General features: G+C 73.8%; 21 protein-coding genes. 10 read left to right on the forward strand and 11 right to left on the reverse strand.

Annotation, left to right across the window (positions count from 1 at the left end; all coding sequences use genetic code 11):
• Window positions 1-56: 56 nt before the first annotated feature.
• Window positions 57-1,589 (forward strand): gamma-glutamyltransferase family protein, encoded by a 1,533-nt coding sequence (locus F5972_RS06620; protein ID WP_150932084.1) that lies wholly within the window; start codon window positions 57-59, stop codon window positions 1,587-1,589.
• Between the two features lie 33 nt (window positions 1,590-1,622).
• On the opposite strand, the gene hrpA is transcribed toward F5972_RS06620, so the two are convergent.
• The 3 genes from hrpA to ppgK form a co-directional block, all read right to left on the reverse strand.
• Window positions 1,623-5,672, reverse strand: a complete 4,050-nt coding sequence (gene hrpA / locus F5972_RS06625) for an ATP-dependent RNA helicase HrpA (protein ID WP_150932086.1) — start codon at window positions 5,670-5,672, stop codon at window positions 1,623-1,625.
• Between the two features lie 245 nt (window positions 5,673-5,917).
• Window positions 5,918-6,643, reverse strand: a complete 726-nt coding sequence (locus F5972_RS39150; protein WP_318527522.1) for a winged helix-turn-helix domain-containing protein — start codon at window positions 6,641-6,643, stop codon at window positions 5,918-5,920.
• A gap of 522 nt (window positions 6,644-7,165) precedes the next feature.
• Complete coding sequence (gene ppgK / locus F5972_RS06635; RefSeq protein WP_150932087.1) at window positions 7,166-7,903, reverse strand: polyphosphate--glucose phosphotransferase; 738 nt, start codon at window positions 7,901-7,903, stop codon at window positions 7,166-7,168.
• A 151-nt stretch (window positions 7,904-8,054) separates the two neighbouring features.
• On the opposite strand from ppgK, the gene F5972_RS06640 reads away from it, so the two are divergent.
• Window positions 8,055-8,345 carry a hypothetical protein gene (locus F5972_RS06640; protein WP_150932089.1) on the forward strand — a complete coding sequence of 97 codons (291 nt, stop codon included), beginning with the start codon at window positions 8,055-8,057 and terminating at the stop codon, window positions 8,343-8,345.
• A 217-nt stretch (window positions 8,346-8,562) separates the two neighbouring features.
• Here the strand turns inward: F5972_RS06640 and F5972_RS06645 are convergent, their stop codons facing one another.
• Window positions 8,563-9,489 carry an NmrA family NAD(P)-binding protein gene (locus tag F5972_RS06645; RefSeq protein WP_150932091.1) on the reverse strand — a complete coding sequence of 309 codons (927 nt, stop codon included), beginning with the start codon at window positions 9,487-9,489 and terminating at the stop codon, window positions 8,563-8,565.
• Between the two features lie 104 nt (window positions 9,490-9,593).
• On the opposite strand from F5972_RS06645, the gene F5972_RS06650 reads away from it, so the two are divergent.
• Entirely contained in the window at window positions 9,594-10,163 is a 570-nt protein-coding gene (locus F5972_RS06650) for a TetR/AcrR family transcriptional regulator (RefSeq protein ID WP_150932093.1), read from the forward strand.
• Complete coding sequence (locus F5972_RS06655) at window positions 10,156-10,770, forward strand: nucleoside/nucleotide kinase family protein (protein WP_225311220.1); 615 nt, start codon at window positions 10,156-10,158, stop codon at window positions 10,768-10,770. Before F5972_RS06650 ends, F5972_RS06655 begins: the two co-directional genes overlap by 8 nt.
• A 13-nt stretch (window positions 10,771-10,783) precedes the next feature.
• On the opposite strand, the gene F5972_RS06660 is transcribed toward F5972_RS06655, so the two are convergent.
• Window positions 10,784-11,182 carry a cupin domain-containing protein gene (locus tag F5972_RS06660; protein WP_191909972.1) on the reverse strand — a complete coding sequence of 133 codons (399 nt, stop codon included), beginning with the start codon at window positions 11,180-11,182 and terminating at the stop codon, window positions 10,784-10,786.
• Window positions 11,183-11,355: 173 nt separating this feature from the next.
• Here F5972_RS06660 and F5972_RS06665 point away from each other — a divergent pair, with 173 nt between their 5' ends.
• The gene (locus F5972_RS06665) at window positions 11,356-11,790 is read left to right on the forward strand and encodes an Hsp20/alpha crystallin family protein (protein WP_150932096.1); all 435 of its coding nucleotides are present in this window, start codon (window positions 11,356-11,358) and stop codon (window positions 11,788-11,790) included.
• Window positions 11,791-11,959: 169 nt separating this feature from the next.
• Here F5972_RS06665 and F5972_RS06670 read toward each other — a convergent pair whose 3' ends face one another.
• Window positions 11,960-12,814, reverse strand: coding sequence for a universal stress protein (locus tag F5972_RS06670; RefSeq protein WP_150932098.1), 855 nt, complete (start codon window positions 12,812-12,814; stop codon window positions 11,960-11,962).
• 141 nt (window positions 12,815-12,955) lie between these two features.
• Between F5972_RS06670 and F5972_RS06675 the strand changes: the two genes are divergently transcribed.
• Complete coding sequence (locus F5972_RS06675; protein WP_150932100.1) at window positions 12,956-13,225, forward strand: DUF1876 domain-containing protein; 270 nt, start codon at window positions 12,956-12,958, stop codon at window positions 13,223-13,225.
• Between the two features lie 129 nt (window positions 13,226-13,354).
• Here the strand turns inward: F5972_RS06675 and F5972_RS38755 are convergent, their stop codons facing one another.
• From F5972_RS38755 to F5972_RS36970, 3 genes are all read right to left on the reverse strand, one after another.
• The gene (locus tag F5972_RS38755; protein WP_150932102.1) at window positions 13,355-15,655 is read right to left on the reverse strand and encodes a S8 family serine peptidase; all 2,301 of its coding nucleotides are present in this window, start codon (window positions 15,653-15,655) and stop codon (window positions 13,355-13,357) included.
• Window positions 15,656-15,812: 157 nt separating this feature from the next.
• Window positions 15,813-16,145: a hypothetical protein gene (locus tag F5972_RS06685; protein WP_225311221.1), complete on the reverse strand. Its 333-nt coding sequence runs from the start codon at window positions 16,143-16,145 to the stop codon at window positions 15,813-15,815.
• A gap of 13 nt (window positions 16,146-16,158) precedes the next feature.
• On the reverse strand, window positions 16,159-16,851 hold the full coding sequence (locus F5972_RS36970) for a hypothetical protein (RefSeq protein WP_191909973.1): 693 nt from the start codon (window positions 16,849-16,851) through the stop codon (window positions 16,159-16,161).
• Window positions 16,852-17,030: 179 nt separating this feature from the next.
• Here F5972_RS36970 and F5972_RS06695 point away from each other — a divergent pair, with 179 nt between their 5' ends.
• Complete coding sequence (locus tag F5972_RS06695) at window positions 17,031-17,741, forward strand: Crp/Fnr family transcriptional regulator (RefSeq protein ID WP_150932105.1); 711 nt, start codon at window positions 17,031-17,033, stop codon at window positions 17,739-17,741.
• 256 nt (window positions 17,742-17,997) lie between these two features.
• The gene (locus F5972_RS06700) at window positions 17,998-18,792 is read left to right on the forward strand and encodes an MOSC domain-containing protein (RefSeq protein ID WP_150932107.1); all 795 of its coding nucleotides are present in this window, start codon (window positions 17,998-18,000) and stop codon (window positions 18,790-18,792) included.
• A 146-nt stretch (window positions 18,793-18,938) separates the two neighbouring features.
• On the opposite strand, the gene F5972_RS06705 is transcribed toward F5972_RS06700, so the two are convergent.
• Together F5972_RS06705 and F5972_RS06710 are read right to left on the reverse strand one after the other, a co-directional pair.
• Window positions 18,939-19,457 carry a hypothetical protein gene (locus tag F5972_RS06705; protein WP_150932110.1) on the reverse strand — a complete coding sequence of 173 codons (519 nt, stop codon included), beginning with the start codon at window positions 19,455-19,457 and terminating at the stop codon, window positions 18,939-18,941.
• 107 nt (window positions 19,458-19,564) lie between these two features.
• Complete coding sequence (locus F5972_RS06710) at window positions 19,565-20,941, reverse strand: FAD-binding oxidoreductase (protein WP_150932112.1); 1,377 nt, start codon at window positions 20,939-20,941, stop codon at window positions 19,565-19,567.
• Window positions 20,942-21,087: 146 nt separating this feature from the next.
• Here F5972_RS06710 and F5972_RS06715 point away from each other — a divergent pair, with 146 nt between their 5' ends.
• Entirely contained in the window at window positions 21,088-21,831 is a 744-nt protein-coding gene (locus tag F5972_RS06715; protein WP_150932116.1) for a hypothetical protein, read from the forward strand.
• Window positions 21,831-25,343 (forward strand): BTAD domain-containing putative transcriptional regulator, encoded by a 3,513-nt coding sequence (locus F5972_RS06720; RefSeq protein ID WP_150932118.1) that lies wholly within the window; start codon window positions 21,831-21,833, stop codon window positions 25,341-25,343. The genes F5972_RS06715 and F5972_RS06720 overlap by 1 nt, the downstream gene beginning before the upstream one ends.
• Window positions 25,344-25,412: the final 69 nt, after the last annotated feature.

A 25,412-nucleotide genomic window follows, 5' to 3' on the forward strand; every position in this document is an offset into this window, starting at 1 on the left:
CCCTTACGTCCTGATTGACGGCAGCCACTCTACGGCGTGCCGTACGATCACCGGTCGTGAGCGAGACGCGGTACGCCCTGAACGGCATGGTGTGCACGGCCGACCACCTGGCCTCCGCGGCGGGTGTCGCGATGCTCGACCGGGGCGGCAACGCGGTGGACGCCGCCCTCGCCGCGGCCGCCGTGCTGGCGGTCACCGCCCCGCATATGTGCGGCCTCGGCGGCGATCTGTTCGCGCTCGTCCACGACGGCGCCGTGTCCGCGCTCAACGCGTCCGGACGGGCGGGATCGGGCGCGGACCCCGCCCGGCTGCGCGCGGAGGGCCGCGACCGCATGCCGCACCTGTTCGACGTCCGGTCGATCCCGGTGCCGGGCTGCGCGGACGGATGGCTGGCGCTGCACGAGCGGTACGCCCGCCTGCCGCTCGCCGACCTGCTGGCTCCGGCGATCCGCCACGCGACCGGCGGCTTTCCCGCCTCGCCGCTGCTGGGGCCGACGGCCGACTTCGTCGGCACGCTCGCCGGAGCAGGCGACTTCGCGGCCGTACGGCGCGCCGGAGACGTGGTCCGCCGCCCCGGGGTGGCCAGGGCGCTCGCGGGTCTCGCCGAAGGCGGCCGGGCCGCGTTCTACCAGGGCGAGTTCGGCGAAGGGCTGCGGGCGCTGGGTGGCGGTGAATACACCGCCGACGACCTGGCCCGGCCGAACGCCGACTGGGTGGAGCCGCTGGAGATCGAGGTGTTCGGGCACCGCGTCTGGACGACGCCGCCGAACTCGCAGGGCTACCTGCTGCTGCTCGCGCTGGAGATCCTCGCCGGGCTCGGCCCGCCCGCCGATCCCGCGGACCCGGGCTGGGCGCACCTGCTGGTGGAGTCGGCCAGGGCGGCCGGGCACGACCGCCTCGGCGTGCTGCACGAGACGGCCGTCGCGCCCCTGGAGACGGCGGCCGCCCGGCGAGCCCTGGTGGATCCCGGGCGCCGCTCCCCGCTGCCCGCCGCCCCCGCCGCGTCCGGCGACACGACGTACCTGTGCGCGGTGGACGGTGACGGCATGGGCGTCTCGCTCATCCAGTCGAACGCGTCGGGATTCGGCAGCCTGCTCTTCGAACCGAACACCGGCATCAACCTGCACAACCGCGGCATCGGCTTCTCGCTCGCGCCCGGTCATCCCGCGGAGTACGGCCCGGGCCGCCGGCCACCCCACACCCTGTGCCCGGCGCTGGTCACCCGACCGGACGGAACCCTGCGTGCGGTCCTCGGCACGATGGGCGGGGACGCCCAGCCACAGATCCTGCTGCAGGTCGTCACCCGTCTCCTCCTGCACGGGCAGACGCCGGCGGAGGCCGTCGGCTCCCCCCGGTGGCGGCTGAACGGCGGCGACACCGGCTTCGACACCTGGCGGTCCGATCAGGGAGTCGAGGTCGAGGAGGGGGCGCCGTGGGCGGACGGCCTGCGCGAGCGCGGCCATCCGGTCGAGACGACCGCGTACGGCACCGACTTCGGGCACGCCCACCTGATCGACCTGCTCCCGTCGGGCATGCTCGCCGGAGCGGCCGACCCCCGCGCCCTCATCGGCGCCGCACTGGGCCGCTGAAAGGGCCGCTGAAGCCCGCCGGGGTGGCCGGGGTCACCCGGACCGGGCGGCGGACTCCGCCTGCTCCATGGCCTTGCGGATGCGCTTCTCGGAGACCGGGGTGGGGGTGCCGAGCTGCTGGGCGAAGAAGCTCACCCGCAGCTCCTCGATCATCCACCGGATGTCCCGTACGGCCCTGGCGTCCCGCTCGGCGGGCTTCAGCCGGTCGAGCAGGTCGCGGTAGTCGTCCTCGACGTCGTGCACCCGGTGCATCCACTCGCGGTCGCGGCCGGGGTCGTCGGGGAGCTTGTCCAGCCGCCGCTCGACCGCGCGCAGGTAGCGGAGCACGTCCGGCAGCCGGTCGTACCCCGTCTCGGTGACGAACCCCGCGTGGACCAGCGCGTCGAGCTGGTCGCGGACGTCGGCGGCGAGGTCGGCGACGGCGCCGCCCAGCGCGTCGAGCCGCGTCTGCGCGGTGTGCCACACGGCGAGCACGCGCTCCACCCGGGTGACGACCTCCTCCGTCGTCTCGAACAGCGAGGCGCGCACGTGGTCGCGCAGCCGCTCGAAGGCGGACTCGTCCCACGCGGGCCCGCCCGCCTCGGCGATCAGCCGGTCGGCCGCGCACTCCGTGCAGTCGTCGAACAGGGCGGCGGCGCCGCCGTGCGGGCTGCGGCTGAGGGCGAGCTTCTGCGCGGTGGTGAGGCCGCGCAGGATGGCCTTGGCCGGGCTGACCACGGTGAGCAGCACCAGCCGCCGGGTGCCCGCCCACATGGCCTGGTCCCGCTCGGCCTCGGTGTCGAACATCCGGACCGCGACGCTGCCGCCCTCGTCCACCAGGGCCGGGTACGCGCGCATCCTGCCCTGCTCGAACACCTTCGGCAGGGTGCCGATCGTCCAGCTCCGCAGGCCGTCGCGCTCCAGGTCGTCGGCGGCCCTCGACAGGGTGGCGCGCAGCTTCGAGGCGAGCCGCCGCTTGAGGGCCTCCAGGTCCTTGTCCTCGTCCACCGTGCGCCTGCGGTCGTCGACCACCCGGTAGGTGATCCGCAGGTGCGCGGGCAACTGGTCGAGGGCCCACGCGTCGCGCGGGATCGTCACCCCGGTCATCGCGTGCAGTTCGCGCTCCAGCGCGCCGAGGATGGGCTCGCCGCCCGCCCGTACGCGTTCCAGCACGGCCTTGGCGTAGTTGGGGGCGGGCACGAAGTTGCGGCGCAGGTTCTTCGGCAGCGACCTGATGAGGGCGGTGACGAGGTCCTCGCGCAGACCCGGGATCTGCCAGTCGAAGCCCTCCGGCTCCACCTGGTTGAGCACGGCGAGCGGGATGTGGACGGTCACGCCGTCCGCCTCCCCCGTCTCCGGGGCGCCGGGCTCGAACCGGTAGGTGAGCCGCATCCGCTGGCCGTTCTGCCGCCAGGCGTCGGGGTAGTCGCGGGCGCTGACCCCGGCGCTGTCGTTGACCAGCATCTCCTGGGTGAACGTCAGCAGGTCGGGCGTCTCGCGGGACGCCTTCTTCCACCAGCTGTCGAAGTGCCGGCCCGAGACCACGTCGGCGGGGATCCGCTGCTCGTAGAAGTCGAACAGCGTCTCGTCGTCCACGAGGATGTCGCGGCGGCGGGCCTTCTCCTCCAGCCGCCCGACCTCGTCGAGCAGCTTGCGGTTGTCGTGGAAGAACCTGTGGTGGGTCCGCCAGTCGCCCTCGACCAGCGCGTGCCGGATGAACAGCTCACGGCTGAGCTCGGGGTCGATGCGGCCGTAGTTGACCTTCCGCTCGGTCACGATCGGCACGCCGTACAGGGTGACCTTCTCCAGCGCGACGACGGCGGCCTGGTCCTTCTCCCAGTGCGGCTCGCTGTAGGTGCGCTTGACGAGGTGCTGGGCGAGCGGCTCGATCCACTCGGGCTCGATCTTGGCGTTGACCCGGGCCCACAGCCGGGAGGTCTCGACCAGCTCGGCCGACATGACCCACTGCGGCTGCGTCTTGGCCAGGGCCGAGCCGGGGAAGATGGCGAAGCGGGCGTTGCGGGCGCCGATGTACTCGGTGAGCGGCCGGCGCGGGCCGTCCTGCCTGCGCTTGGCCTCGACGTCCTTGACGCCGATGTGCGACAGCAGGCCGGCCAGCAACGACTCGTGCACGCGCCGGGGGTCGGCGGGCGCGCTGTTCGGCACGACGTTCAGCGTCCGCGCCACCTGGCGGAGCTGGCTGTCGATGTCCTGCCACTCCCGTACGCGCAGGTAGTTGAGGAACTCGGCCTTGCAGAGCCGCCGGAACGCGCTCGACGACAGCTCCTTCTGCCGCTCGCGCAGGTAGTTCCAGAGGTTCAGATAGGTCAGGAAGTCGGATTCCTTGTCCGCGAAGCGGCGGTGCTTCTCGTCGGCCGCCTGCTGCTTGTCGGCCGGCCGCTCGCGCGGGTCCTGGATGGACAGCGCGGCCGCGATGATCATCACTTCGCGGGCGCAGCCGTTCTTCTCCGCCTCCAGCACCATCCGGGCGAGCCGGGGGTCGACGGGCAGCTGGGCCAGCCTGCGTCCCACCGGGGTGAGCTGCGGCCCCTGCCCGGCCTCGCGCCCCGGACCCCGGAGTCCCCGGCCGCCCCGGCCTTCCCGGCCGCGTCGTCCTCCGTCCCTTTCGGCGCTCCGCTCGCCGTCCCGTTCGCCGTCCAGCTCGGCGCTCTGGTCGGCACTGCGTTCGGCGCCGCGGTCGGCGAGCGCGCCCAGCTCGACGAGCAGGTTGACGCCGTCCCTGATCTGGCGGCTGTCCGGCGGCTCCACGAACGGGAACGCCGCGATGTCGCCCAGGCCCAGCGAGGTCATCTGCAGGATGACGCTCGCCAGGTTCGTACGGAGGATCTCCGGGTCGGTGAACTCCGGGCGGGAGAGGAAGTCCTCCTCCGAGTAGAGGCGGATGCAGACACCGTCGGACGTACGGCCGCAGCGGCCCTTGCGCTGGTTGGCCGAGGCCTGGGAGACCGGCTCGATCGGCAGCCGCTGCACCTTCAGCCGGTGGCTGTACCGGGAGATCCGCGCCGTGCCGGGATCGACCACGTATTTGATGCCCGGCACGGTCAGCGAGGTCTCGGCGACGTTGGTGGACAGCACGATCCGGCGGCCCCGGTGAGACTGGAACACCCGGTGCTGCTCGGCGGCCGTCAGCCGCGCGTACAGCGGGAGGACCTCCTCCGGGCGTCCCTTCAGCGCGTCGGCGGTGTCGCGGATCTCCCGCTCGCCGCTGAGGAAGACCAGGATGTCGCCCGGCCCCTCGGCGCACAGCTCGTCCACCGCGTCGACGATGGCCTGGGTCTGGTCGTCGTCCTCGTCGATCGGGCGGTAACGCACCTCGACGGGGTAGGTCCGGCCGGACACCTCCACGATCGGCGCCGGGTCGCCGCCCGGAGCGGCGAAGTGCCGGGCGAACCGCTCGGGGTCGATGGTCGCGGAGGTGATGACGACCTTGAGATCGGGCCGCCGGGGAAGGAGCTGGCGGATGTAGCCGAGGATGAAGTCGATGTTGAGGCTGCGTTCGTGCGCCTCGTCGATGATCAGCGTGTCGTACTGCAGCAGGAGCGGGTCGGTCTGCATCTCCGCGAGGAGGATGCCGTCGGTCATCAGCTTGACGAGCGTCCCGTCGCTGGAGTGGTCGGTGAAGCGGACCTTGTAGCCGACCGCCGATCCGAGGTCGATCGACAGCTCCTCGGCGATGCGCTCGGCGACCGTGCGGGCGGCGATGCGGCGCGGCTGCGTGTGCCCGATGACCCCGTGGACGCCCCGGCCCAGCTCCAGGCAGATCTTCGGGATCTGGGTGGTCTTGCCCGAGCCGGTCTCCCCGGCCACGATCACGACCTGGTGGTCCCTGATGGCCGCGAGCAGATCGTCCTTGTGCTTGCTGACCGGGAGATCGGGGGGATAGCTGATGGCCGGCACGGCCGCGCGGCGCTCGGCCACGCGGCGTTCGGCGGCCTCCACGTCCCCCGCGATCTCCTGGACGACGGACTGGCGGGAGGCGCGGTCGCGGACCCGGCGCATGCCGTCGATACGGCGGCGCAGCCTGCGCTGGTCGCGCAGCATCAGATCGGGGATACGGCCCTGGAGATCGGCGAGCGTGTTCATTCCAGGCTCAAGGATAGGCAACGCCCCCGGCCGATCTGCCAGCCGTTTTCGATCCGCGCGGCGGGCGGCCCGCCGGAGGAGGCCGCCGAGGGCCGGCCGGGCACCCCCGCCACGGCCGACCACAGCGGGCCCGCAGTGGGCTTACGAGCCGGTCAGGGCCCATGCCCGGTCATCACGGCACCGATGACAGACGCCCCAGACGGAGCCTCGGACAGCGCCCATAGTCGGCGACCCCAGCGGCGACCTCATTGGCGGCGCGGGGGTTGGTACTTGTATCCCACGTTCCGGACGGTGACGATCCGGCCCGCGTGCCTGCCGAGCTTGCGGCGCAGCCTCAGCACGTGCACGTCGACCGTGCGCCCGCCCTCCTCGTCGTACCGGTCCCAGACGGCCGCCATGAGCTGGCGGCGGTTGTAGACCCGGCCCGGCGCCGAGGTGAGGTAGTCGAGGAGTTCGAACTCCCGGTAGGTGAGCTCGATCTCCTCGCCGCCGCTGCGGGCCACCCGCGCGGTGCGGTCCAGGACCAGTTCCTCCTCCGCGGGGGACGCGGCGGAGAACTCGTGCCACGCCGGTCCGGATGACCACTCGCGCGTGGCCGGCGCATCGGAGGAGCCCGCGGACGGCGGCCCGCCCGCGATGGACGCCCCGGTGGACAGCGGCCCTCCCGCGATGGAGGACGCGGTGGACGGCGGCCCGCCCGCGATGGCGACCCCGGCGAACTCGACGGCCGCCCGGGCCGTCCTGCTCATCGCGTCGCTCTCCACGGCGGCGCTCGCCTCGGCGGTCGGACGGGACGTCCGGGCCGATACGTCCAGGGAGCCGTCGGCGGGCACGAGATAACCCACGATCATCAGTGCGGCCCCGGTGCCCGGCACGGGAAGCACGCCGAGCACGGAGCCCTGCCCGGGGTCGGGGGGCTCATGGCCGTGCTCGTAGCCCTGTACGCCGGATTCGATCACATTCTGGGACATGTCGCTTCTCCTCGCCTGTCACGTAAGGGCCTGTCGCGTACGGAACGCCTGTCTTACGGGATGGTGGTGACCACGCTCGCCGGCGATTCGCCGGCAGGCGGTCAACAAGCGGCGGCGCAGACGCGCAGCAGGTCGATGTGCCGGCGCTGGGTCAACCCACCCGAGGAGCTCATGAGTCAATCATGACAGCGAGAATACCCGCTGTCCAGGTAGGAATAAGGGAGATCTATCGCTCAGGGTAAGCACCTACAGAGCAGGGGCGCGCAGCGCAGGCTAGCTCAGCGCAGACGACCCCGGCTCAGGCCGACCGAGCGCAGGCGAGCCCAGGACAGCCGACGCAGCGCAGGCCGACGCAGCGCAGGCCGACGCAGCGCAGGCCGACGCAGCGCAGGCCGACGCAGCGGAGGGCAGGCAGACGCAGCACAGGGAGGCACAGAGCAGGCTGACCCAAGGCAGGCTGACTCAAGACAGGCTGACTCAAGACAGGCTGACTCAAGGCAGGCTGACTCAAGGCAGGCTGACTCAGGGCAGGCGTGCCGGCCCTGCGGCGGCCATCGCGGCGCCGATGATCCCGGCCTCGTTCAGCAGCACGGCCGGCACCACGGGGGTGTCCCCGAGATGGATGTGCGGCAGGAACTTCTCCGCCTTCTTGCTCACGCCCCCGCCGACGACGATCAGGGTGGGAGACAGCAGGTCGCGCATGTGCGCGAGGTACTCCTCGACGCGCTCGGCCCACTTGTCCCAGTCGAGGTCCTCCTCCTCGCGCACCCGGTCGGAGGCGCGGTGCTCGGCCTCCTTGCCGCGGATCTCGATGTGGCCGAACTCGGTGTTGGGCACCAGACGGCCGTCCACGAACAGCGCGCTGCCGATGCCGGTGCCGAAGGTCAGCATCAGGACCACCCCGGGCCTGCCCCGCCCCGCGCCGAACGTCATCTCGGCGACCCCGGCCGCGTCGGCGTCATTGAGAACGACCGACTGGTCGCCGAACAGGTCGGCGCCCTTCACCCCGATCCAGGACCTGTCCACGTTGGCGGCCGTACGGATGACGCCGTCGAGGACCACCCCGGGGAAGGTGACGCCGATGGGGCCGGTCCAGGAGAAGTGGTCCACGATCGCCTGCACCGCCGCGGCGACGGCCCCCGGCGAGGAGGGACGCGGCGTCGGGACGCGCAGGCGCTCGCGGGTGAGCGTCCCGGTGAGCGTGTCCACGGTGGCGCCCTTGATGCCCGAGCCGCCGATGTCGATGCCCAGAACTTCCATGACTTCCCTCCCGGTCCGGCTCCACGGCTACCCCGTCGGCCTCTCCTCATGCGCGGTCGCGAGTATCGCACGCCGTCGCGGGTGCGGCGGGTTACGTCAGAAGAGGCCGGGTAGCCCACAAAGAGGGGCAAATCACCACAAGGGGGACACCATGATCAAGACGCTCCACAAGATAGGGCTCCGCTCCAACATGATGTACGGCGCGGCGTTCGGGTCGATCGGCATGTCGATCGCCTCCTGGATCCTCTCGAACAAATACGAGCAGGCGGGCATCGAACGCGCGGACCGCTGGGCGCTGTTCGTCGGCGAGTGGGCCCCGACCTTCTTCGCGATGGGCATCGCCCTGCAACTTGAGGAGATGTCCGAGGAGAAGGGGCGCGAGACCCCCGAGTGGCAGGAGCAGAGCAGCGACATCCGCCGCCCCACCCGCGCAGGCGTCTAGCACTCGGCCGGGAGCTCCGCGAGCGGCCCGGAGGGACCGGACGGCCCCTCCGGGCCGCCCCGTGTCCACACCGCGCCCTCGCAATTCGCCATCTCCGCGCGCCCTGGGTCCGCCCCGGTCTCCGCCCCTTGTCCGGCCCGTGGCCGCTCCATGTCCGTACCGGCCCCACCCGCGTACGCCCGCCCCGCCTCGGTGATTCGCGTGTCTGCGCGAAGGGTCAGGCCGTGGCCCGGAAGTGTTCGCGCGCCCATTCCTCGAAGGTCGTGAGCGGGATGCCGAAGGCCCGCGCGTACTCCGGGCGGGCGTGCTGACCGACCGCGTTGAGGTACTCGTGTGAGGTGACGCCCGCTCCCGGCATTCCGGCGGCGATCGCCTCCTCCATGGTCATGTCGGGCGCGGCCAGCTGCCTGCCCAGAGCGCGGGAGAGGACCGCGGCGATCTCCGTCATCGAGAGGTGGTCACCGGCCAGTTCCAGCTCGACCTCGTGGAACCGGTCCGGCGCGGCGAAGGCCGCGGCGGCCGCCGCGCCGATGTCGCCGGCCGCGACGAGGGAGAGCCGGGTGGCGGGCCTCAGCACGGTCACGATTCCCCCTTCGACGCCGCGGGGAAGCAGGTAGGCCGTCGACGGCAGGAAGTTCTCCATGAAGAAGCCGGGCTTGATGATCGTCCAGCGCGTGAAGCCCGCCTTCCGTACCCGGTCCTGGGCCTCGGCCTTGGCGGTGAGGGCGGGCTCTATCGACGCCCAGCGGCCTTCGGCCCAGCCGGGGGCCTCGGTGTGCCGCCCCGCGCCCGTGACTGATGTGTGCACGAACTGCGGCACTTCCGCGGCAAGAGCGCCCTCGACCAGGTTGACGGCCTGGGCGACCTCGCCCTCGAAGTCGTAGGCGTCTCCCTTGATCGGGGGCATCTGCACCGAGAAGACGGCCCGGGCTCCCCGCGCGGCCCTGACCACGGAGTCGCGGTCGTTCAGGTCGCCGGTCACCAGTTCGGCGCCGAGCGCCTCGACCGCCCTCGCCCGCGCGGTCGAGGGGTCGCGGACCAGCGCCCGAACGGGAACGCCGCTCGCGAGCAGGGCGCGGGCGGTGGCGCCGCCCTGCCGTCCGGTGGCGCCGGTGACCAGAACGGGTGCGGATTCGGTGGACATGAGTCCCCTCCTACAGGTGGGCGTCAGCTAAACGGCGGACCCCGCCGCTTATGTTTCGGTAAGATACGGCGGACCCCGCCACTTAGCAACCACGAGGTGACGCGATGCCCGTCCAGCGCGCTGACGCCCGGCGCAACTACGGCCTCCTTCTCGCCGTGGCCAAGGAGGAGATCGCCGCCCACGGTCCCGAGGCCTCCCTGGAGCAGATCGCCCGGACCGCGGGGGTCGGCTCCGCCACGTTGCGCCGGCACTTCCCCAGCCGCCGCGCACTGCTGGAGGCGGTCTTCCGCGAACGGGTGGAGACCCTGTGCGCCCACGCCCGCGAGCTGACCGGCAGGCCCGACACCCGGGCCGCGCTGCTGGAATGGCTGAGCGCCATCGTCGCGGACGCCGCGACCATCCGGGGGCTGGCCACGGCGCTGACCCTCGACCCCACGCTCGACGGCGACGTGGCGCACGAGTACTGCTGCTCGGCGCAGCTCACCGAGGCGGGTGAGCCACTGGTGCGCCGCGCCGCGGACGACGGCGCGCTGGCGCCGGGCGTGACCGTCGCCGACCTGCTCACCCTGATCACCGGCATCGCCCTGGCCACGGAACACCGTCCGGACGCCGCCGCCGAGGCGGACCGGCTGCTCGGCCTGGCCGTCGCGGGGGTCAGCCCCCTCCGTGGATGAGCGGAGGGGGCGCCGGCCGTACGCGGCGGCTCCGCCGGGCCCGGCGCGGGTGACACCGGACGCCGCCGCCGTCGCGCGCTGGTTGCGCGCACGGCCCGCCCACGCGGGCGGCACCCGCGTCCTGGCCGTCGAGGGACGCTCGGGCGCGGGCAAGTCGACGCTGGCCGTCGCCGTGGCCGCGGCGCTCACCGCGCCGGTCGTCCGCATGGACGACCTGTACGACGGCTGGGACGGCCTGCAGGCCGGGGTGAACGCCCTGATGGAGTGGGTGCTGCGGCCGCTCGGCCTCGGCCGCCCGGCACGCTGGCGCCGCTACGACTGGGCGCGTGGCGAGTACGCGGAATGGCACGAGATCGCCGAGCCGGACACCCTCGTGATCGAAGGCGTGGGCTGCGGCGCCCGCGAGGCCGGGCCGTACCTCACCGGGCTGGTGTGGCTGGAGGCCGGCGAGCAGGTCCGCCGGGCGCGGGCGCTCGCCCGCGACGGCGAGACGTACGCGCCCCACTGGCGGCGCTGGGCCGAGCAGGAGGAGCGGTACTACGCCCACCACGACGTGCGTTCCCGGGCCGGCCTCGTCATCGTCACGGACTCTGGAGACGCCGGTTGAGGCCGGCCGCTGATCAGCCCAGGCCGGCGTGGTACTCCTCGTCGGTCACCGGGCCGTGCCAGTGGGTCTTGCCGCTCGCCGTGACGGCGATGTGCACCAGCATGTCGTCGGCGGCGGCGCCGTGCCAGTGCTTCTCGCCCGGTTGCACGTGGACCCAGTCGCCCGGCCCGATGGGCGTGCCCTCGGTCTCGCCCCAGCGCACCACCACCCCGCGTCCCGACAGCACGTGCAGCGCCTGCTCCCCGTCGTGGGTGTGCCAGCCCGAGCGGGCCCGCGGGGCGTAGGAGAAACGCTGGGCGCTCAGGCCGTCCGGCCGCACCGTCTCCAGCGCCTCCGCCTCCCACACGCCGTCGGTGAACCTGTCCGGTCCCGGCCGGGTGGCCTTCATGTCGCTTTCGCGTACGAACCTCATCGCGCACTCCCTTCGCCGCGGGCCGGTCGCGCCCTGCCGAAGCCGTGCCTCAGCCCTACCGGCATCACGATCACATCCTGCATCAGGCGGCACCACCCCAGCCATGGCGATTTGTCCGATTCATGCCGGGGTACGTCTTTCTTGATGAGTTCTGCCGGACGGAGGTGACAGCCATGAGCGTTCCGATGCGGCGGGAGTCCCGGGGCCTCGTGCCCGACCTGTTCGACCTGCTGGAGGCGCCGCTGGCCGCGATGAGGCCGATGGCCGGCCAGCAGATGCGACTGGAGGACTACGTTAGGGACGGCCGGTACGTGCTGCGGGCGGAACTGCCCGGCATCGACCCGGAGAAGGACGTCGAGATCAGTGTGTCGAGCGGAGTCCTGACCATCCACGCCGAAAGGCGCCACGAGGAGCGGCAGGGGCACCGGACCGAGTTCCGGTACGGGACCTTCACCCGGTCCATCGTGCTGCCCCCGAACGTGGATGAGAACGACGTGAAGGCCACCTATGACAAGGGCATCCTTGAGGTGAGCGTACGGCTCGCCGAGGAGCGGGAGGAGCGCAGGCGCATCCCTATCGAGCGGCCGGAGGGACAGCGGGAAGTCTGACCGACCCGGGCGTGCCAGGCCCGCTGTCGAGGGCGATCGGCGGCCCGCCCGGCTGGGCGGGCCGCCACCCTTGGCTGTCGCCCTTGGCCGGAACTCGAGGCACGGGACACGGGATACGAGGCACGGGACACGAGGCACGGGACACGAGGCACGGGGCGAGGAACACCGCTCAGCACGGCGGCCGTACGACGGCGACGGGGCACCCGGCGTGGTGCAGGACACCCCGGCTGACCGAGCCGAGCATCGCCGACCCCAGCGCGCCCCGGCCGCGCGAGCCGACCACGAGCAGGTCGGCGGTGCGTGACGCCTGGATGAGCGCGTCGACGGGGTGGCCGTAGACGCTCTCCTCGTGCACCGCCACGTCCGGATACCCGCGGCGCGGGCCCGCCAGTTTCTCCTCCGCCACGCGCCTGCGGGCCTCGCGCACCTCCTCCACGTCGTAGGTGATCTCGGGGGCGAGCGGGTGGGCCGGAAGCCGCCACGCGTGCACCGCCCGCAGGCCGCAGCCGTGCAGCCGCGCCTGCTCGAAGGCGTACGCCAGGGCCGGATCGCATTCGGGTGAGTCGTCCACCCCCACGACGATCTCGCCGCGGCCTCCGGACCAGCCCGGCCGTACGACGACGACGGGGCAGGGCGCCTGCCCGGCGACATGGGAGCTGACCGACCCGACGACGATGCCGGCGAAGCCGCCGAGCCCCCTGCTCCCAAGGACGATCTCGGTGGCCTCCTTCCCCTTGTCCCTCAGCGTGCGGGCGGGGATGCCTTCGACGATCTCCGCGCTGATCGGCACGTCCGGCCGGTGCTCGCGCACCACGGCCTCGGCGGCGGCGAGCGCACGTTCGGCGTGCCGGGTCAGCGGATCGCCGCCCGAGGTGGGGAACTTCGCTATCCCGTACGCCCAGTGGTCCACGACCGAGACGAGGCGGAGCGGGCAGCCGCGGCGGGCGGCGTCGTCCGCGCCCCACCGCACGGCGGCCGTCGCGGCGGGCGAGCCGTCGGTGCCGACGACGATCTGACCGGGCATGGGCGCTCCTTCCTTGGCCGCCTCCTCGGTGGGACCACCGCCGGGGCGGTGTGCTTCAGGGCCGTGTCGGTCCTCACGACGGGGTGGGTGCCGGGGCCGTACGGGCCCGGAGGGATGCTGGACTCCTGGGAGGTGGTCCGCATGGAATCGAAGCGCTGGACCGTCGAGATATTCGTGAACGAGGACGACAAGGACGACGTCACCACGGCGACCGCCGTGCTCTACACGCCCTCCGGGCGGCGGCACGAAAGCGTGGGCCGGGCCCGCCGCAACCCGGCCGACAGGCCGGTGCCGGAGATCGGCGACGAGCTGGCGGCCGGGCGCGCACTGGCCGACCTGGGGTCGAAACTGATCGGCGACGGAGCCGAGGACGTGGCCCAGCTGGCCGGGCCCGCCTACGAGTCCTACTGACGCCCCATCGGGAAGCCCCATCGAGAGGTCCTGCCGGGTCCTGCTGAGGCGGGCGCCGCCGGTGCCCCGGCCCCGCCCGGGCCGGGGTCACGTCAGGTGCCGCCCCCGATCAGCCCCGCTCGGCCCACGTCACATGTCAGGCCACGGTCGGCTCCCGATCAGACCGGCGGCGCGCATCTCCTCGGCCAGCCAGGCCAGGGCGGCCTGCTCGTACGGCGCGGCACCGATCGGTGCGCCCGTCCCCGAGCCCATCAGCGGGCCCATCGGCGGGCCCATCGGAGAGCCGATCGGTGAACCCGGCGCGGCAGCGGGCGAGCCGTTGGCCGTCCGCGCGGCGCCGCCGGTCGTGACGTCCACCTCCGGCGCCGCCTCACCGGCCCCGCCGCGAGCGCCCTGGGCGCGGCCCGGCGTCGAACCGGTGGCGTACGACCGGGTGGCGGACGGACCACCGGACGGGCCGCTCCCGCGCCTGCCCGCGGAGCCGGTGCCTCCGGCTCCGCCGCGCGGGTCCAAGCCGGAGACGCCGCCTTTGGCCTCCCCGCGGGCGCCGCCCGGAGCGAGCCCGCCCGGAAGGGAGCCTCCGGACAGGGGCCCGTTCGCCGTGCCGCCCGCGCCGTACGCGGCCTGGCCCGCGAGGCCGTGCTGCGCCCCCGGACCAACCGGCCCGAGTTGCCCGGGATGCCCGGACCGGCCGCCCGGTCCGACGGGCGCGGGCGCGAGCAGCCCGGCCTCCGTCATCTCGGCGGCCAGATGTCCGAGCAGCGTGTCCGTCCCGGCCGGCTCGGGAGTGATCTGCGCGAGAGCGGGCGCGAGGGCGCGCAGCGCGTTCGGCATACCGGCGCCGGTGCGGTGGACGTCCCCGAGGTTCAGCGGCACGCAACTCGACGTGATGATCTGGAAGAGGCGGTCGACCCGCCGGGCGTCCCGTGCGGCGTAGGCGGCGCGGAAGTCGCCGTGATGGGCGAGCACGAGCGCCGCGAGGCCGGCGACGTGCGGCGCGGCCATCGAGGTGCCGTCCAGGACGGCGTACGCGTCCGGTGGCACGGCCGACAGGACGGCCACGCCCGGAGCGCAGACGTCGATCTCGGGCCCACGGCAGGTGAAGCGGGGCGAGAAGTATCCGTCACCGGTGACGGGACCGTCGATCTCGGCCTCGTGCGCGGTGCCGGGCGGGAAGGCGTCGGCCTTGCCGACGGCGGCGACGGTCAGCACGCCCGGCAGGGTGCCGGGGAAGGCGACCGGTCCCCCGTCGTTGCCCGCTGCCACCACGCACGCCACCCCCGCCTCCCGGGCCTGGTCGATCTTGGCGGCGACCAGCGGGGAGTGGTGCCTGCTGGCGAGGCTCAGGTTGACGACGTCGACGCGCTGCTCGACGCAGTAGTCGAGCGCCTCGATGAGGTCGCTGAACCGCCCGCCCGGGAAGATCTTGCACGCGTGCACCTCGGCCTCGACGGCGAAGCCCACGATGCCCCGGCCGTCGTCCGCGCCGGAGATGACGGCCGCGCAGTGGGAGCCGTGGTAGGCCGTGTCGGCCGTCCACCCCTCGGGCTCGGCGTCGACCAGGTCGATCCCGGCGCGTACGCGCTCGCGCAGGTCCGGGTGGCGGACGTCGGCCCCGGAGTCGACGATGGCGATCCTGACCCCCGCGCCGCGCAGCGTGGGGGGCAGCCGGTCGAGGTTCATCGCCTGCTGGCCCCAGCCGAAGACCTGCCGGTCCGGGAAGCCGCCGAACGTCTCGGCCAGGCGCACAGGCTCGACGAGGTTGTCGCGGGTGGTCGACAGGGCGGGGCGCTCGACGTGCATGCTCCAGTAGCCCGAGCGCGGCCGGACGGTCAGTCCGGTGATCGACTCGGGCGTCTCGCCCGCCATCGTGACCACGGCGCGTCCGTCGGCCCCGGTGACCGCCTGGCCCGGCCAGCCGTGCCCGGTCACCAGGACGCTCGCGCCCGGCAGCGGCGTGCCGTCCGCGTCCCTGACCAGGACGGCGAACGTGCTCTCCAGGCCGGGCGGCGCCACCACCGGGGCGGGCCGCCGCCGGCGCGGTGGCCGCGGCACCTCGCTGTAGGTCAGCAACCGGTCGCGCTCGACGTGCAGCTGCGGATACTGGCGGCGCAGCGCCTCGACGTGCTCCGGGGTCGTCTCCGCCACGACCACGGCGGGGAACCCCGGGACCGTGGCCCCCGGGTTCCCCGCCGCCCGTCCCCGTACGCGGCGCAGCACGCGCACCTCGGGGTCGTCCTCCAGCAGCCTGCGCACCGTGTCGTCGTCGTACGCCGGCGCCGCCGGGTCCGGCTGCGGCAGCGCCGCCACCATGTAGCGCCGCGGCCGGGGCTCCACCGGCCGCGGCGCCTGGCGCGACGCCTGCCGCCCCCGTGGGGTCGCCGGGCGCGGCTCCTCGATTGCGTCCTTGGGCTTGTCGTTAGTGGTCACAACGGCTCGACTCTCCCCAGCTCAGACTGGTGTCACCGGTCGCGCGCGGCGCGGCCGGCAGTTCAGGCTCTGTCATCACGCATCACGGTTCGCCGGTCTCGGGACGGCGGGGGCCCGGACCGGCCGCCGACCGGTCCGGGCCACCGAGGTGATCACGTCACAGCAGTGGAACCATGGGCCGTCCGGGGGCGACGACGCCGAGCGCGTACTGGATCTGCGCCAGGCACGCCTCGTACCGCCCGGCCCGGTAGAGCTGCACGGCCTGCACCAGCAGCGGGATGACCCCCGCGACCTGGGGCGCCTGCGGGATCGACGCCTGCAGCCATTCGTACAGCCGCTGGAGCGTCACGGCGCAGTGCGCCTGCAGGTGCGCCGCCGGCGCCGGCTGCCCCGCCGTCACTCCCGTGGCCGGGGGCGTCGGCGAACCCATTCCGGGACCCACTCCGGCGCCCATTCCGGGGACGCCCATCCCGGGACCCATCGACTCCACGGTGTTCCTCCGCTCAGAGTCCGGCACCGGCCGGCACCGGGACCTGCTGGGCGGCCTGCTGGTGCAGCTGGCCGTACACCTGGTTCAGCGGCTGCATCGTCAGCGGGACCTGCTGCCCGTACGCCGCCTGGACGTGCTGGGGCAGTACGGCCTGGAGGCCGAGCTGCGGGATCTGCTGGCCGGGCTGCTGGGCGTACGCCTGGGCCGCGTACGGCTGGGAGTACGCCTGGGCGGCGTACGCCTGCGCGTACGGGTGGGCGTAGGCGGCCTGCGGGACCTGCAGGGCCTGGGCCTGGATGGCCTGCAGCGCCTGCAGCACCTGAGGCGGCAGAGCCTGCTGCTGGATCTGCTGCTGAAGCTGCTGCTGGATCTGGGCCTGGATCTGCTGCTGCACCTGCTGCTGCTGGATCTGGGCCTGAATCTGCTGCTGCGCCTGGTGCTGGTAGAGCACGCTCTCCAGCATCTGGCGGGCGGCGGGAGCGCCGTAGCGGACGCTGTGCCTGGCGACCTTGGTCCAGAAGGTCACCGGGCTCACCAGGTGCTCCTGCGGGAGGATCTGCTCCTCCTGCTGGATCAGCGCCAGGGGCGACACCTGCTGCTGCAGCCCCGGAATCTGCTGGGCGAGCTGCAGCGGCGTGATCTGGTGCTGGGAGCCGTAGCCCAGCGTGGTCGCCATGGACGCGGGGTGCATAGCTGTGAACGTCATAGTCACTCCTTCGGAGCCAGTAGGTCCGGCCCATCGCCGATGTGATTACATCGCGTGACGGATCAGTGCCACAACGTTATGAGCGTAATGAGTGACTAAGGGCGTCTTGGCATTCGGCCCCGCCGGGACCCGGTGACGTGGAGCGCCCTGCCGGTCATACTTCGCTTGGGGGTGCCGACGTGACGCGGAGGAGCGAGCGACGACCGTGGTCGCCCGGATCGTTGCTCGACCGGCTCCCGGAGGCCGCACGCGAGGATCTCCTCCGCCTCGGCTCTCCGGTGACCTGTCCCGGCCGGCACGTCCTCGTCCGCGAGGGCGACCCGGGCCACGCGGTGTACCTGCTGCTCGACGCGCTGGTGAAGGTCACGGCTCTCGCCGAGAACGGGTCCCGGACGCTGCTGTCGATCCGGGCGTCCGGCGACGTCGTCGGCGAGACGGCCGCCTTCGGCGACTGCGCGCGCACGGCGACGGTGACGACCTGCGGGCGATCACTCGTCCGCGTCGTGAAGGGGCCCGTCTTCACGGCGCATCTCGCCCGCGCTCCCGAGGTCGCGGCCGCCCTCAGCCGGGTCACGATGGACCGGCTGCGCTTCGCCAACCGCCGGCGGCTCGACTTCGCCGGATACGAGGCCGACGTCCGCCTGGCCCGCGTCCTGGTCGACCTGGCCGTACGGCATGGAAGGCCCCACCGGGAGGGCGTCGACGTCGGCGTGCCCGTGACCCAGGCCGAGCTGGGAGAGCTGGTCGGGATCAGGGAACGCACGGTGCAGAAGGCGATGCACGACCTGTCCGCCCGTGGCCTCGTCCTTCAGCGCCACCGCGGCGTGGTCGTCCGGGACATGGAAGGCCTCACCGCGTTCGCCGACCTGAGCCTCAGGCCGTCCGGCTGAACGACGCCGCCGGAAATCCCGCGGGACGCCGCCGAAATCCCGCGGGACGGCGTACCGGTGAAGCGCCGAGCCGGCTTCGCCGGAGCCCGCGATGAGTCTTTCACCCCGAACCGCTCCGAGGGCTTCCCGAACGGGCCTGGCCACCTTGCCGAAGAGCAGGCGAAACGCATTTCCGAAAGGGCCCGGGACCGCGCTCCGGACGCCCTGTGAACGCGCCCCCATATCCCGAGAGAGCGCTTTCTCATATTCTTGCGCAATGGAACTCGCGGAGATCCGCACCTACCCCATCAAGTCCGGCAAAGGCGTTCCACGCCTCTCCGCCGGCGTCCTCCCCTGGGGTCTGGAAGGCGACCGTCGCTGGGGCGTGGTTGACCCGCAGGGAGAACTGATCTGGGTCGGGGAGCACCCCCGGCTCCTCTCGGTGTCGGCCGCCGAGACCCCCGAAGGCGGCCTCCGCCTGTCGGCGCCGGGCATGGGCGAACTCACGGTTCCCCCGGCCGCCGGCGACGTGATCTCGTTGAGTTGCTCCGCCCTCGACCGGGCCGTGCTCGCCCACGCCGACGCCTGCGAATGGTTCACCCGCCTGCTCGGCATGCCCGCCCGTCTGGTCTGGCTGGACGACCCCGGACGCCGGACGATCACCGAGGCGACCGGCGGCCTCTGGGACGGACCCCTCCATCTCGTCTCCACCGGTTCGCTCCGGCGCCTGGACGACTGGATCGCCGAAGGCGCCGTGGAGCGCGGGGAGCACCCCCCGGACCCCCTCGACGTCGCCCGTTTCCGGCCCAACCTCATCGTCGACGGCGCGGAACCCTTCGCGGAGGACGCCTGGACGTCGGTCCGCATCGGCGAGATCGACTTCCACGTCTCGGTGCCGTGCGACCGCTGCGCCGCCACCGTCTGGGACCCGGCCACCCAGGAACGCGGCAAGGAACCCCTGAGAACCCTGGCCAGGCACCGCCGCTGGGACGGGAATACCTGGTTCGGCATCCGCATGGTGCCCAGGAACCTCGGCGAGCTGAGAGTCGGCGACGAAGTCAAGCCAGGCTAGCCGGTCGGGGCGCCGCAGGGCCGCCTTCGCCGCTGCGGGGCCGGCGTCCGTCGGTGAGGCGGGAGCGAGCCGAACGGGAAGGCCGCGCCGTCGGCGAGGCGGGAGCGAGCCGGGCGGGAAGGCCGTGTCGCCGCCGGGGGCACCGGTCAGCCGTAGAGACCTCCGAGCGCGAGCCACAGCAGGGTGGCGACGAGCATGAGCGCCGTCCACGGCAGTGCCCGTCCCACCCTGAGGTGCTTGTCCCGGCTCAGCTCGGCGAGCCTGCCCGCCAGCAGCCAGGCCTCCTGCTCCTGCTGCGTCACGTTCGCCGGGGGCGACGACCCGGGTTCGCCGCCCGCCAGGCCGAACCTGTTCGGACCCGCCGGCCCGCCGAGCCTGGGCCGCAGCCCCTGGACGAGGTGGTAACCCGCGACGAAGAAGCCCGCCGCGTAGAGCGCGAGAAGGACCACGGCGACGACGCCGAGCAGCACCGGCCTGCCGGGCGCCCGGAGACCGGCGAGCACCCCGATCTGCGTGGCCGCCACCGCCGCCGCCCCGAGGTGCACGGTGGTCACCGTGGCCACCTTGGAGTCGGCGTGCTGCACGTAGCCCTGGAAGGCGCCGACTGCCGTCAGCGCCACCTGGAGTGCCTCGCCCGGAGTGAGCCGGTCCCTGTGCCCGCGCATCGATGTCCCCCTCGTCGTTCCCTCCAGTCAAGGGCCGTCGAGCGGGCGTACGGCCGCACTGATGCGGCTTCTCGCCGAAAATCAGGAGGCGGCCGTACGGACGTGGGTCAGCCCTCGCGGGGAACGACGTGGCCGAAGCGGAACAGGTTCGCCGGGTCGTAGACCTCCCGCAGCTTCGCCAGCCGCCGCAGCGTCTCCGCCGGCCAGGCCCGCGAGATCTCCTCGGGGGCCAGCGCGCCGCCCTGGAAGTTGATCTGCGTGCCGCCGGTGCCCCACGGCGCGGCCGCTTCGGTCACCGCCCGTACGGCGGCGGGGACGGCCGTCTCCATCAGCTCGGGCACCGGCGCGCCGACGGCCAGCAGCGAGAAGGCGGCGTCGCGCCCGCCCACGGCGTTCGGCTGCCTGGGCTCCCGGGCGAGCGCCCCGCCGAGCTGGCGGATCTCGACGAGGGCGAGCGGCGCGGGCACGTCCGGCCCGGCCGCCGCCAGCAGCGCCTCCACGGTCTCCTCGGTCAGCTCGCGCAGGAGCGTCCCCCGCTCCGCGACCGGCATCGGCCCGGCCGGGTCCTGGTGGATGGAGTCGATCGCCGCGTACGGCAGGGGCCCGACGGCCTGGAGCACCGGCTCGGCCACGGCCCGCATGGGCGCGAGCAGGTCCTCGGCCTCCTGCCCCTCCCCCACGTGGGCGACCCGCAGGTGGACGACGAACTTGCCGCTGAGCTGCGGCGGCAGCTCGGGCAGCGGGGGCAGGCGCAGCAGCGCGACCGAGGTCGTGGTGGCCTCGGGCAGCGTGCGGGCCCAGGTGCGGTAGGCGTGCAGGACCCGCCCGGCGTCCTCGGCCGCGTAGAACAGGCCGCCGCCGTAGAGGTGGGTGAGCGGCAGCAGGTCGACGGTGATCGAGGTGACGACGCCGAATCCGGCCTTGCCGCCGCGCAGCGCCCAGAAGAGGTCCGGCTCGCTGTCGGGGCCGGCCGTGCGGGCCACGCCGTCGCCGGTCACCACGGTGATCTCCCGCACGTGGTCGGCGGCGAAGCCGAAGGTCCGCGCAATCGGCCCGATGCCGCCCCCGAGCGTGAAGCCCACCACGCCGACGCCGGTCGCCGAGCCGCACAGCGGGGCCAGCCCGTACGGCGCGGCGGCGGCGATCACCTCGCCCCAGGTGCAGCCCGCCTCGATCACGGCGGTCCGGGCGGAGGCGTCCACCACGATCTCCCGCATCGCGCGGGTGCTGATCAGCAGCGCGCCGTCGGCCGCCTGCACGGCTCCGTGGCCGGTCGACTGGACCGCCACCGGCAGTCCGTGCGTGGCGGCGAGCCGTACGGCCGCCGCCACGTCGGCGGCGCCCTCCGCCGCCACGATCACCGCGGGCCGGTGCCGTACGGCGAGGTTGAACCCGGCGGCCTCCTCGGCGTACCCGTCCTGCCCCGGGACCAGGACCCGCCCGGTGACCTGCCCGCGGAGCGCGTCCTCGATGGTGCTGTGCATGTCCGTCCTCGATGTCGCTGTGATTGACCGTCACATTTGTCGCAGCCACCGCTTGGGATGTTCTTGCGCCGCCCGCGCGGCCGGCCGGCGGGACGGACCAAGCGAACTCCTAGAGACGTCCAAGAGACCCCGCACACGCTGGGGCGATGTCGTCGCCAACGAACGAGCGGCCGCCGTACGCGGGCGAGCCGGGTCCCGACGAGCAGCGCCGCGGCGAGCGGTGCCTCGACGAGCCGTGCCTCGACGGGCCGTGCCCCGGCGAGCAGGGGGGCCGCCGGCCGCCGAGCACGCTGCTGCTGCGCGAGGTGCCCGCGCACGCGGGCGCGCCGGGCGCCGAGATCCTCGGCCCGGCGCTGCCGCTCGCCCTGCGGGAGGTCCCGTCCGCGCGCTGCCGCGTCTACGTGCTGGCCGACCTCGCCGGCCCGGCCGCCGCCGCGCCCCTGGCCGCTGCGCTGCTGGAGACGGCGGAGCCCTCGTGCGCCCGGATCAGCGGGAGAGACACGACGGGCGACGCGGTGGGCGATACGGCGGGCGACGGGCGCTGGGCCCTGTTGCGTGCCCTCGCCGTCGCCCCGCCGGACCGCGATGGCGCGCTGGGCGGAGGGCTCGTCCGCCGCCTGCTCGACGACCTGCTGATGGAACTGCGCGCGGACGGGATCCGCGCCGTCGTCTTCCGCACCCGCACCGGCGACGGCACCCGCGACGGCACCGGTGACGGACCCGAGTCCGGCTTCGGGGACGCCGCGATGCGCGCTCTGCTGGAGGACGCCGGTTTCGCCGAGCGGATCGAGCGGACCGGCCATCCGTTCACTGGCGAGGATCACCGGACATCTGAGTATGATGAGCCCGAAATCCGACTTGGGGCCGTCTGGCTTGTTCGGGAGTTGTGATGCGGACGAGCATCGGCGGCGGGCGATTACCGGCGCCTCGCCCGGCCCGGGCCGACCGGCGGAACTCCGCTCTGGACTTCCGCCTTCTCGGCACGGTGGAGGTGGCCGACGCCGCGGGAACGGTCCTCGACCTCGGCCCGCGCAAGCAACGCGCCGTGCTGGCGCTGCTGCTGCTGAACGCTCCCCACGTCGTGCCGCTCGACCAGCTCATCGACCGGCTGTGGAGCGACGAGCCGCCCTCCAGTGCCACGGGAACGCTCCAGGCGTACGTCTCGCACCTGCGCAGGACGCTCGAACCCCGGCGCAGTCCGCGCTCGCCCGCCCAGGTGCTGCGCACCAGGGAACCCGGCTACCTGCTCGACGTGGAGCCGGACCAGATCGACGCCGAGCGGTTCACCCGGGCCGCCGAGGCCGCGCACGCCGCCCTCGCCGCCGGCCGTCCCGAGGAGGCCGACCGGATCCTCCGGCCCGCGCTGGCCCTGTGGCGCGGCGAGCCGCTGGCCGACCTCGCCGACGAGCCGTTCGCCCGGTCCACGATCTCGCGGTTGACCGAGACCCGGCTCTCCGCGCTGACCGTACGGGCGGAGGCGTGGCTCGCGCTAGGCCGGGCGGCCGAGGTGACGGTCGAAGCCGAGCGCCTGCTGGAACGGGACCCCTACCGCGAAGGGCTGTGGGCGCTGCTCATGCGCGCCCTGTACCGGGAACGCCGGCAGGCCGAGGCCCTGGCGGCCTACCAGCGCTGCCGCACGCTGCTGGGCGACGAACTGGGTCTCGACCCGAGCCCGGAGCTGCGCCGGCTGGAGCAGGCCATCCTGCACCAGGACGAGTCGCCGGCGGGCCCGTGGCCGCCCGCGCCCGCCGCCCCGGCGCCGCTCGCCGGGCTCGCGCCGGACACACCGGTCTCTTCAGGCGGAGACGGCACCGCGCTTGGCGCCCCGGACGCGTCCGCCCTCGGAACGCCGGGCCTCGTGGGGCGGGAGCCGTACCTGCGCCGGATCGCCGAGCGGCTCGACGACCTGCGCCGGGGCGCGGGCGGAGTGTTCCTGGTCAGCGGGGAGTCCGGCATCGGCAAGACCCGCCTGGCGGAGGCCGTCGCGGAGATGGCCGCCGGACGCGGAGCCGCGGTCGCCTGGAGCAGGTGCGTCGAGGGAAGCGGCGCTCCCGCGTTCTGGCCCTGGATCCAGGCGCTGCATGCCCTGGAGACGAACCAGGAGACGGACGGCGACACGAACGGCGAGACGGACGGGGACCTCGCCCGCCTGGCGCACCGCCTGTCGGACGGCGACCAGACGAACACCGGCGACCCCGACACCGCCCGGTTCCTGCTGCACGACGCCGTGGGGCGGGCGCTGGCGCGGCGGGCCGCCGCCACCCCGGTCCTGGTCGTGATGGAGGACCTCCACTGGGCCGACGCGGCGTCGCTGAAGCTGCTCACCTTTCTCGGCGCCGACCTGCACCGCCTTCCGCTGCTGGTGCTCGCGACCGTACGGCCCGAACCCGCGACGGGCAGGCAGGCGCTGACCGAGGCGCTCGGCGAGCTGACCCGCCAGCGCGGCACCGAGCGGATGAGCGTCGCGCCGTTCACCCCCGAGCAGATCGCCGACTACCTGCGTGAGCCGGGCCGGGCCGGCTCCGGGCCCGAACTCGCCCGTGCGCTGCACGACAGGACCGGCGGGAACCCGTTCTTCCTCGGCGAACTGCTGCGCCTGCTGACCAGCACCCACACCGGCGGCCGGGTCGGCGCGGCGGACGTGCTGGCGCTCGCGGTGCCCGACGGCGTGCGCGACGTGATCAACCAGCGGGTGTCGCGGCTGCCGGAGGACTCCCAGACCCTGCTCCGCGCCGCCGCCGTCATCGGCCGGGAGGTCGACGCCGACGTGCTGGAGACCGCGACCGGCATCGGCGGCTCCCGGGTGATGATGCTGCTCGAACCCGCCGTCGCGACCGGGCTGCTGGTCGAGGTGGACGGCGGCTGGGACTACCGCTTCTCGCACGCCCTGGTGCGGGAGGCGCTCTACTCCGGGCTCAGCCGGAGGCAGCGCGCCCAGCTCCACGGCCGCGTCGGCGAGGCGATCGAGAGCCTGCGGTGGGGCGAGACCGCCTCGCGGCTGCCCGCGCTGGCCCACCACTTCGCACTGGCCGCCCGGGTCGGCCATGCCGACAAGGCGGTCGCGTACGCCGTGGAGGCGGCCGGGCAGGCGACCGCGCGGCTCGCCTACGACGAGGCCGTCCTCTACTGGGAGCAGGCGCTCGACGCCTGCGCCGCCGGGCCCCCGGCCACCCGCTGCTCCCTCCTGATCGGCCTCGGCCGGGCCCGGCGGGTGACCGGTGACGTGGACGGCGCGCGGAGCGCGCTCGACGAGGCCGTGACCCTCGCCACCGCCCTCGGCGACGGCGCGGCCGTCATCGAGGCGGCCACGGTCTTCGGCGGCGTCACGCTGTGGAACTGGCGCTCGTACGGCGTCGTGGACGAGCGCATGGTGACCGTGCTGGAGGACCAGCTCTCCCGCCTGGATCCGGAGGCCGCCGGGACCCGGGCGGAGCTGCTCGGCACGCTCGCCGTCGAGCTGTACTACGGCGAGCGGCGCGGGGAGGGCCGCCGGCACGCCCTGGAGGCCGTGGAGCTGGCCCGCCGTACGGGTGACACCCGGCTGCTGGCGCGCACGCTGAACAACTTCGTCATCGCGGCCTGGACGCCGGAGAACGAGGAGGAGCGCTACCGCGCGGCCGAGGAGATGCTGGGCCTTCCGGGCCTCCCCCGGGCCACCGAGATCATCGCCCGCCTGCACCGCATGCCCAGGTTCCTGAAGGCGGGCCTGCTCGCCGACTACGACGCGGAGCTGGCCCGCTGCCTGCGGCTCACCGCCGACGTGCGGATGCCGGAGATCGAGACACAGGTCTCGTACGCCGCGGCCGGGCGAGCGTTGCTCGCGGGCGACTGGGCGGAGGCGAAGCGCCTCGCCGACCTCAGCACCGGGAGCTACCGCCGCACCAGCCTCTGGGGGCCGGACGTCCTGAAGCTGATCAACTCCTTCTTCGTGGAATGGGGTCAGGGCCGGGGCGGTGACCTCCTCGCCGAGCTCGTCGACACCGCGGCCGACGAGTCCAACCTGATCGCGCGGCCCACCGCCGTGCTCGCGGCGATCGAGGCGGGGGACCGCGACCTGGCCCACCGGCTGATCGACCGCTGGGGGACCACGGCGCCGCGGGACTGGGCGTGGCAGTTCGTCGCCTGGCAGTGGGGTCTGGTCGCCGCGCGTCTCGGCCGTCCGGACCCCCACGCCATGCTCGCGGAGCTGCGGCCCATCGCCCACGAGCTCGTGATCATGGGCACCGGCTGCGTCGCCTGGGGAACACTCCACGACGTGGTCGCCGGGCTGCTGCACCGGACCGGCGACGCCTCCGCCGCGCTCGCGCACGCCGAGGCGGCGCGCGACGCCCACCGCCGGCTCGGCCTGCCCCATCTCGTCCGCCGCAGCGAGGCCCTCGTACGGGAGATCTCGGGCGGCTGACGCCGGCTGGATCTCCGGTTCGGCGCCCGCCGTGGACGGGGTGCCGCTGCGGGACTCTGGCAACTGCGC

This window comes from Microbispora cellulosiformans (genome assembly GCF_008728085.1).
In the GTDB taxonomy this organism is placed as follows: domain Bacteria; phylum Actinomycetota; class Actinomycetes; order Streptosporangiales; family Streptosporangiaceae; genus Microbispora; species Microbispora amethystogenes.

Excerpts from the sequence above, each read along its gene's own strand:
- F5972_RS06645 (WP_150932091.1), bottom strand. The coding sequence starts at position 9,489 with ATGTCCACCGAATCCGCACCCGTTCTGGTCACCGGCGCCACCGGACGG.
- F5972_RS06715 (WP_150932116.1), top strand. The coding sequence starts at position 21,088 with ATGTCGTCGCCAACGAACGAGCGGCCGCCGTACGCGGGCGAGCCGGGT.
- F5972_RS06720 (WP_150932118.1), top strand. The coding sequence starts at position 21,831 with ATGCGGACGAGCATCGGCGGCGGGCGATTACCGGCGCCTCGCCCGGCC.
- hrpA (WP_150932086.1), bottom strand. The coding sequence starts at position 5,672 with ATGAACACGCTCGCCGATCTCCAGGGCCGTATCCCCGATCTGATGCTG.
- F5972_RS06670 (WP_150932098.1), bottom strand. The coding sequence starts at position 12,814 with ATGCCCGGTCAGATCGTCGTCGGCACCGACGGCTCGCCCGCCGCGACG.
- F5972_RS06650 (WP_150932093.1), top strand. The coding sequence starts at position 9,594 with ATGCCCGTCCAGCGCGCTGACGCCCGGCGCAACTACGGCCTCCTTCTC.
- F5972_RS36970 (WP_191909973.1), bottom strand. The coding sequence starts at position 16,851 with ATGACGTTCACAGCTATGCACCCCGCGTCCATGGCGACCACGCTGGGC.
- F5972_RS06675 (WP_150932100.1), top strand. The coding sequence starts at position 12,956 with ATGGAATCGAAGCGCTGGACCGTCGAGATATTCGTGAACGAGGACGAC.
- F5972_RS06665 (WP_150932096.1), top strand. The coding sequence starts at position 11,356 with ATGAGCGTTCCGATGCGGCGGGAGTCCCGGGGCCTCGTGCCCGACCTG.
- F5972_RS06640 (WP_150932089.1), top strand. The coding sequence starts at position 8,055 with ATGATCAAGACGCTCCACAAGATAGGGCTCCGCTCCAACATGATGTAC.
- ppgK (WP_150932087.1), bottom strand. The coding sequence starts at position 7,903 with ATGGAAGTTCTGGGCATCGACATCGGCGGCTCGGGCATCAAGGGCGCC.
- F5972_RS06710 (WP_150932112.1), bottom strand. The coding sequence starts at position 20,941 with ATGCACAGCACCATCGAGGACGCGCTCCGCGGGCAGGTCACCGGGCGG.
- F5972_RS39150 (WP_318527522.1), bottom strand. The coding sequence starts at position 6,643 with ATGTCCCAGAATGTGATCGAATCCGGCGTACAGGGCTACGAGCACGGC.
- F5972_RS06705 (WP_150932110.1), bottom strand. The coding sequence starts at position 19,457 with ATGCGCGGGCACAGGGACCGGCTCACTCCGGGCGAGGCACTCCAGGTG.
- F5972_RS06660 (WP_191909972.1), bottom strand. The coding sequence starts at position 11,182 with ATGAGGTTCGTACGCGAAAGCGACATGAAGGCCACCCGGCCGGGACCG.
- F5972_RS06700 (WP_150932107.1), top strand. The coding sequence starts at position 17,998 with ATGGAACTCGCGGAGATCCGCACCTACCCCATCAAGTCCGGCAAAGGC.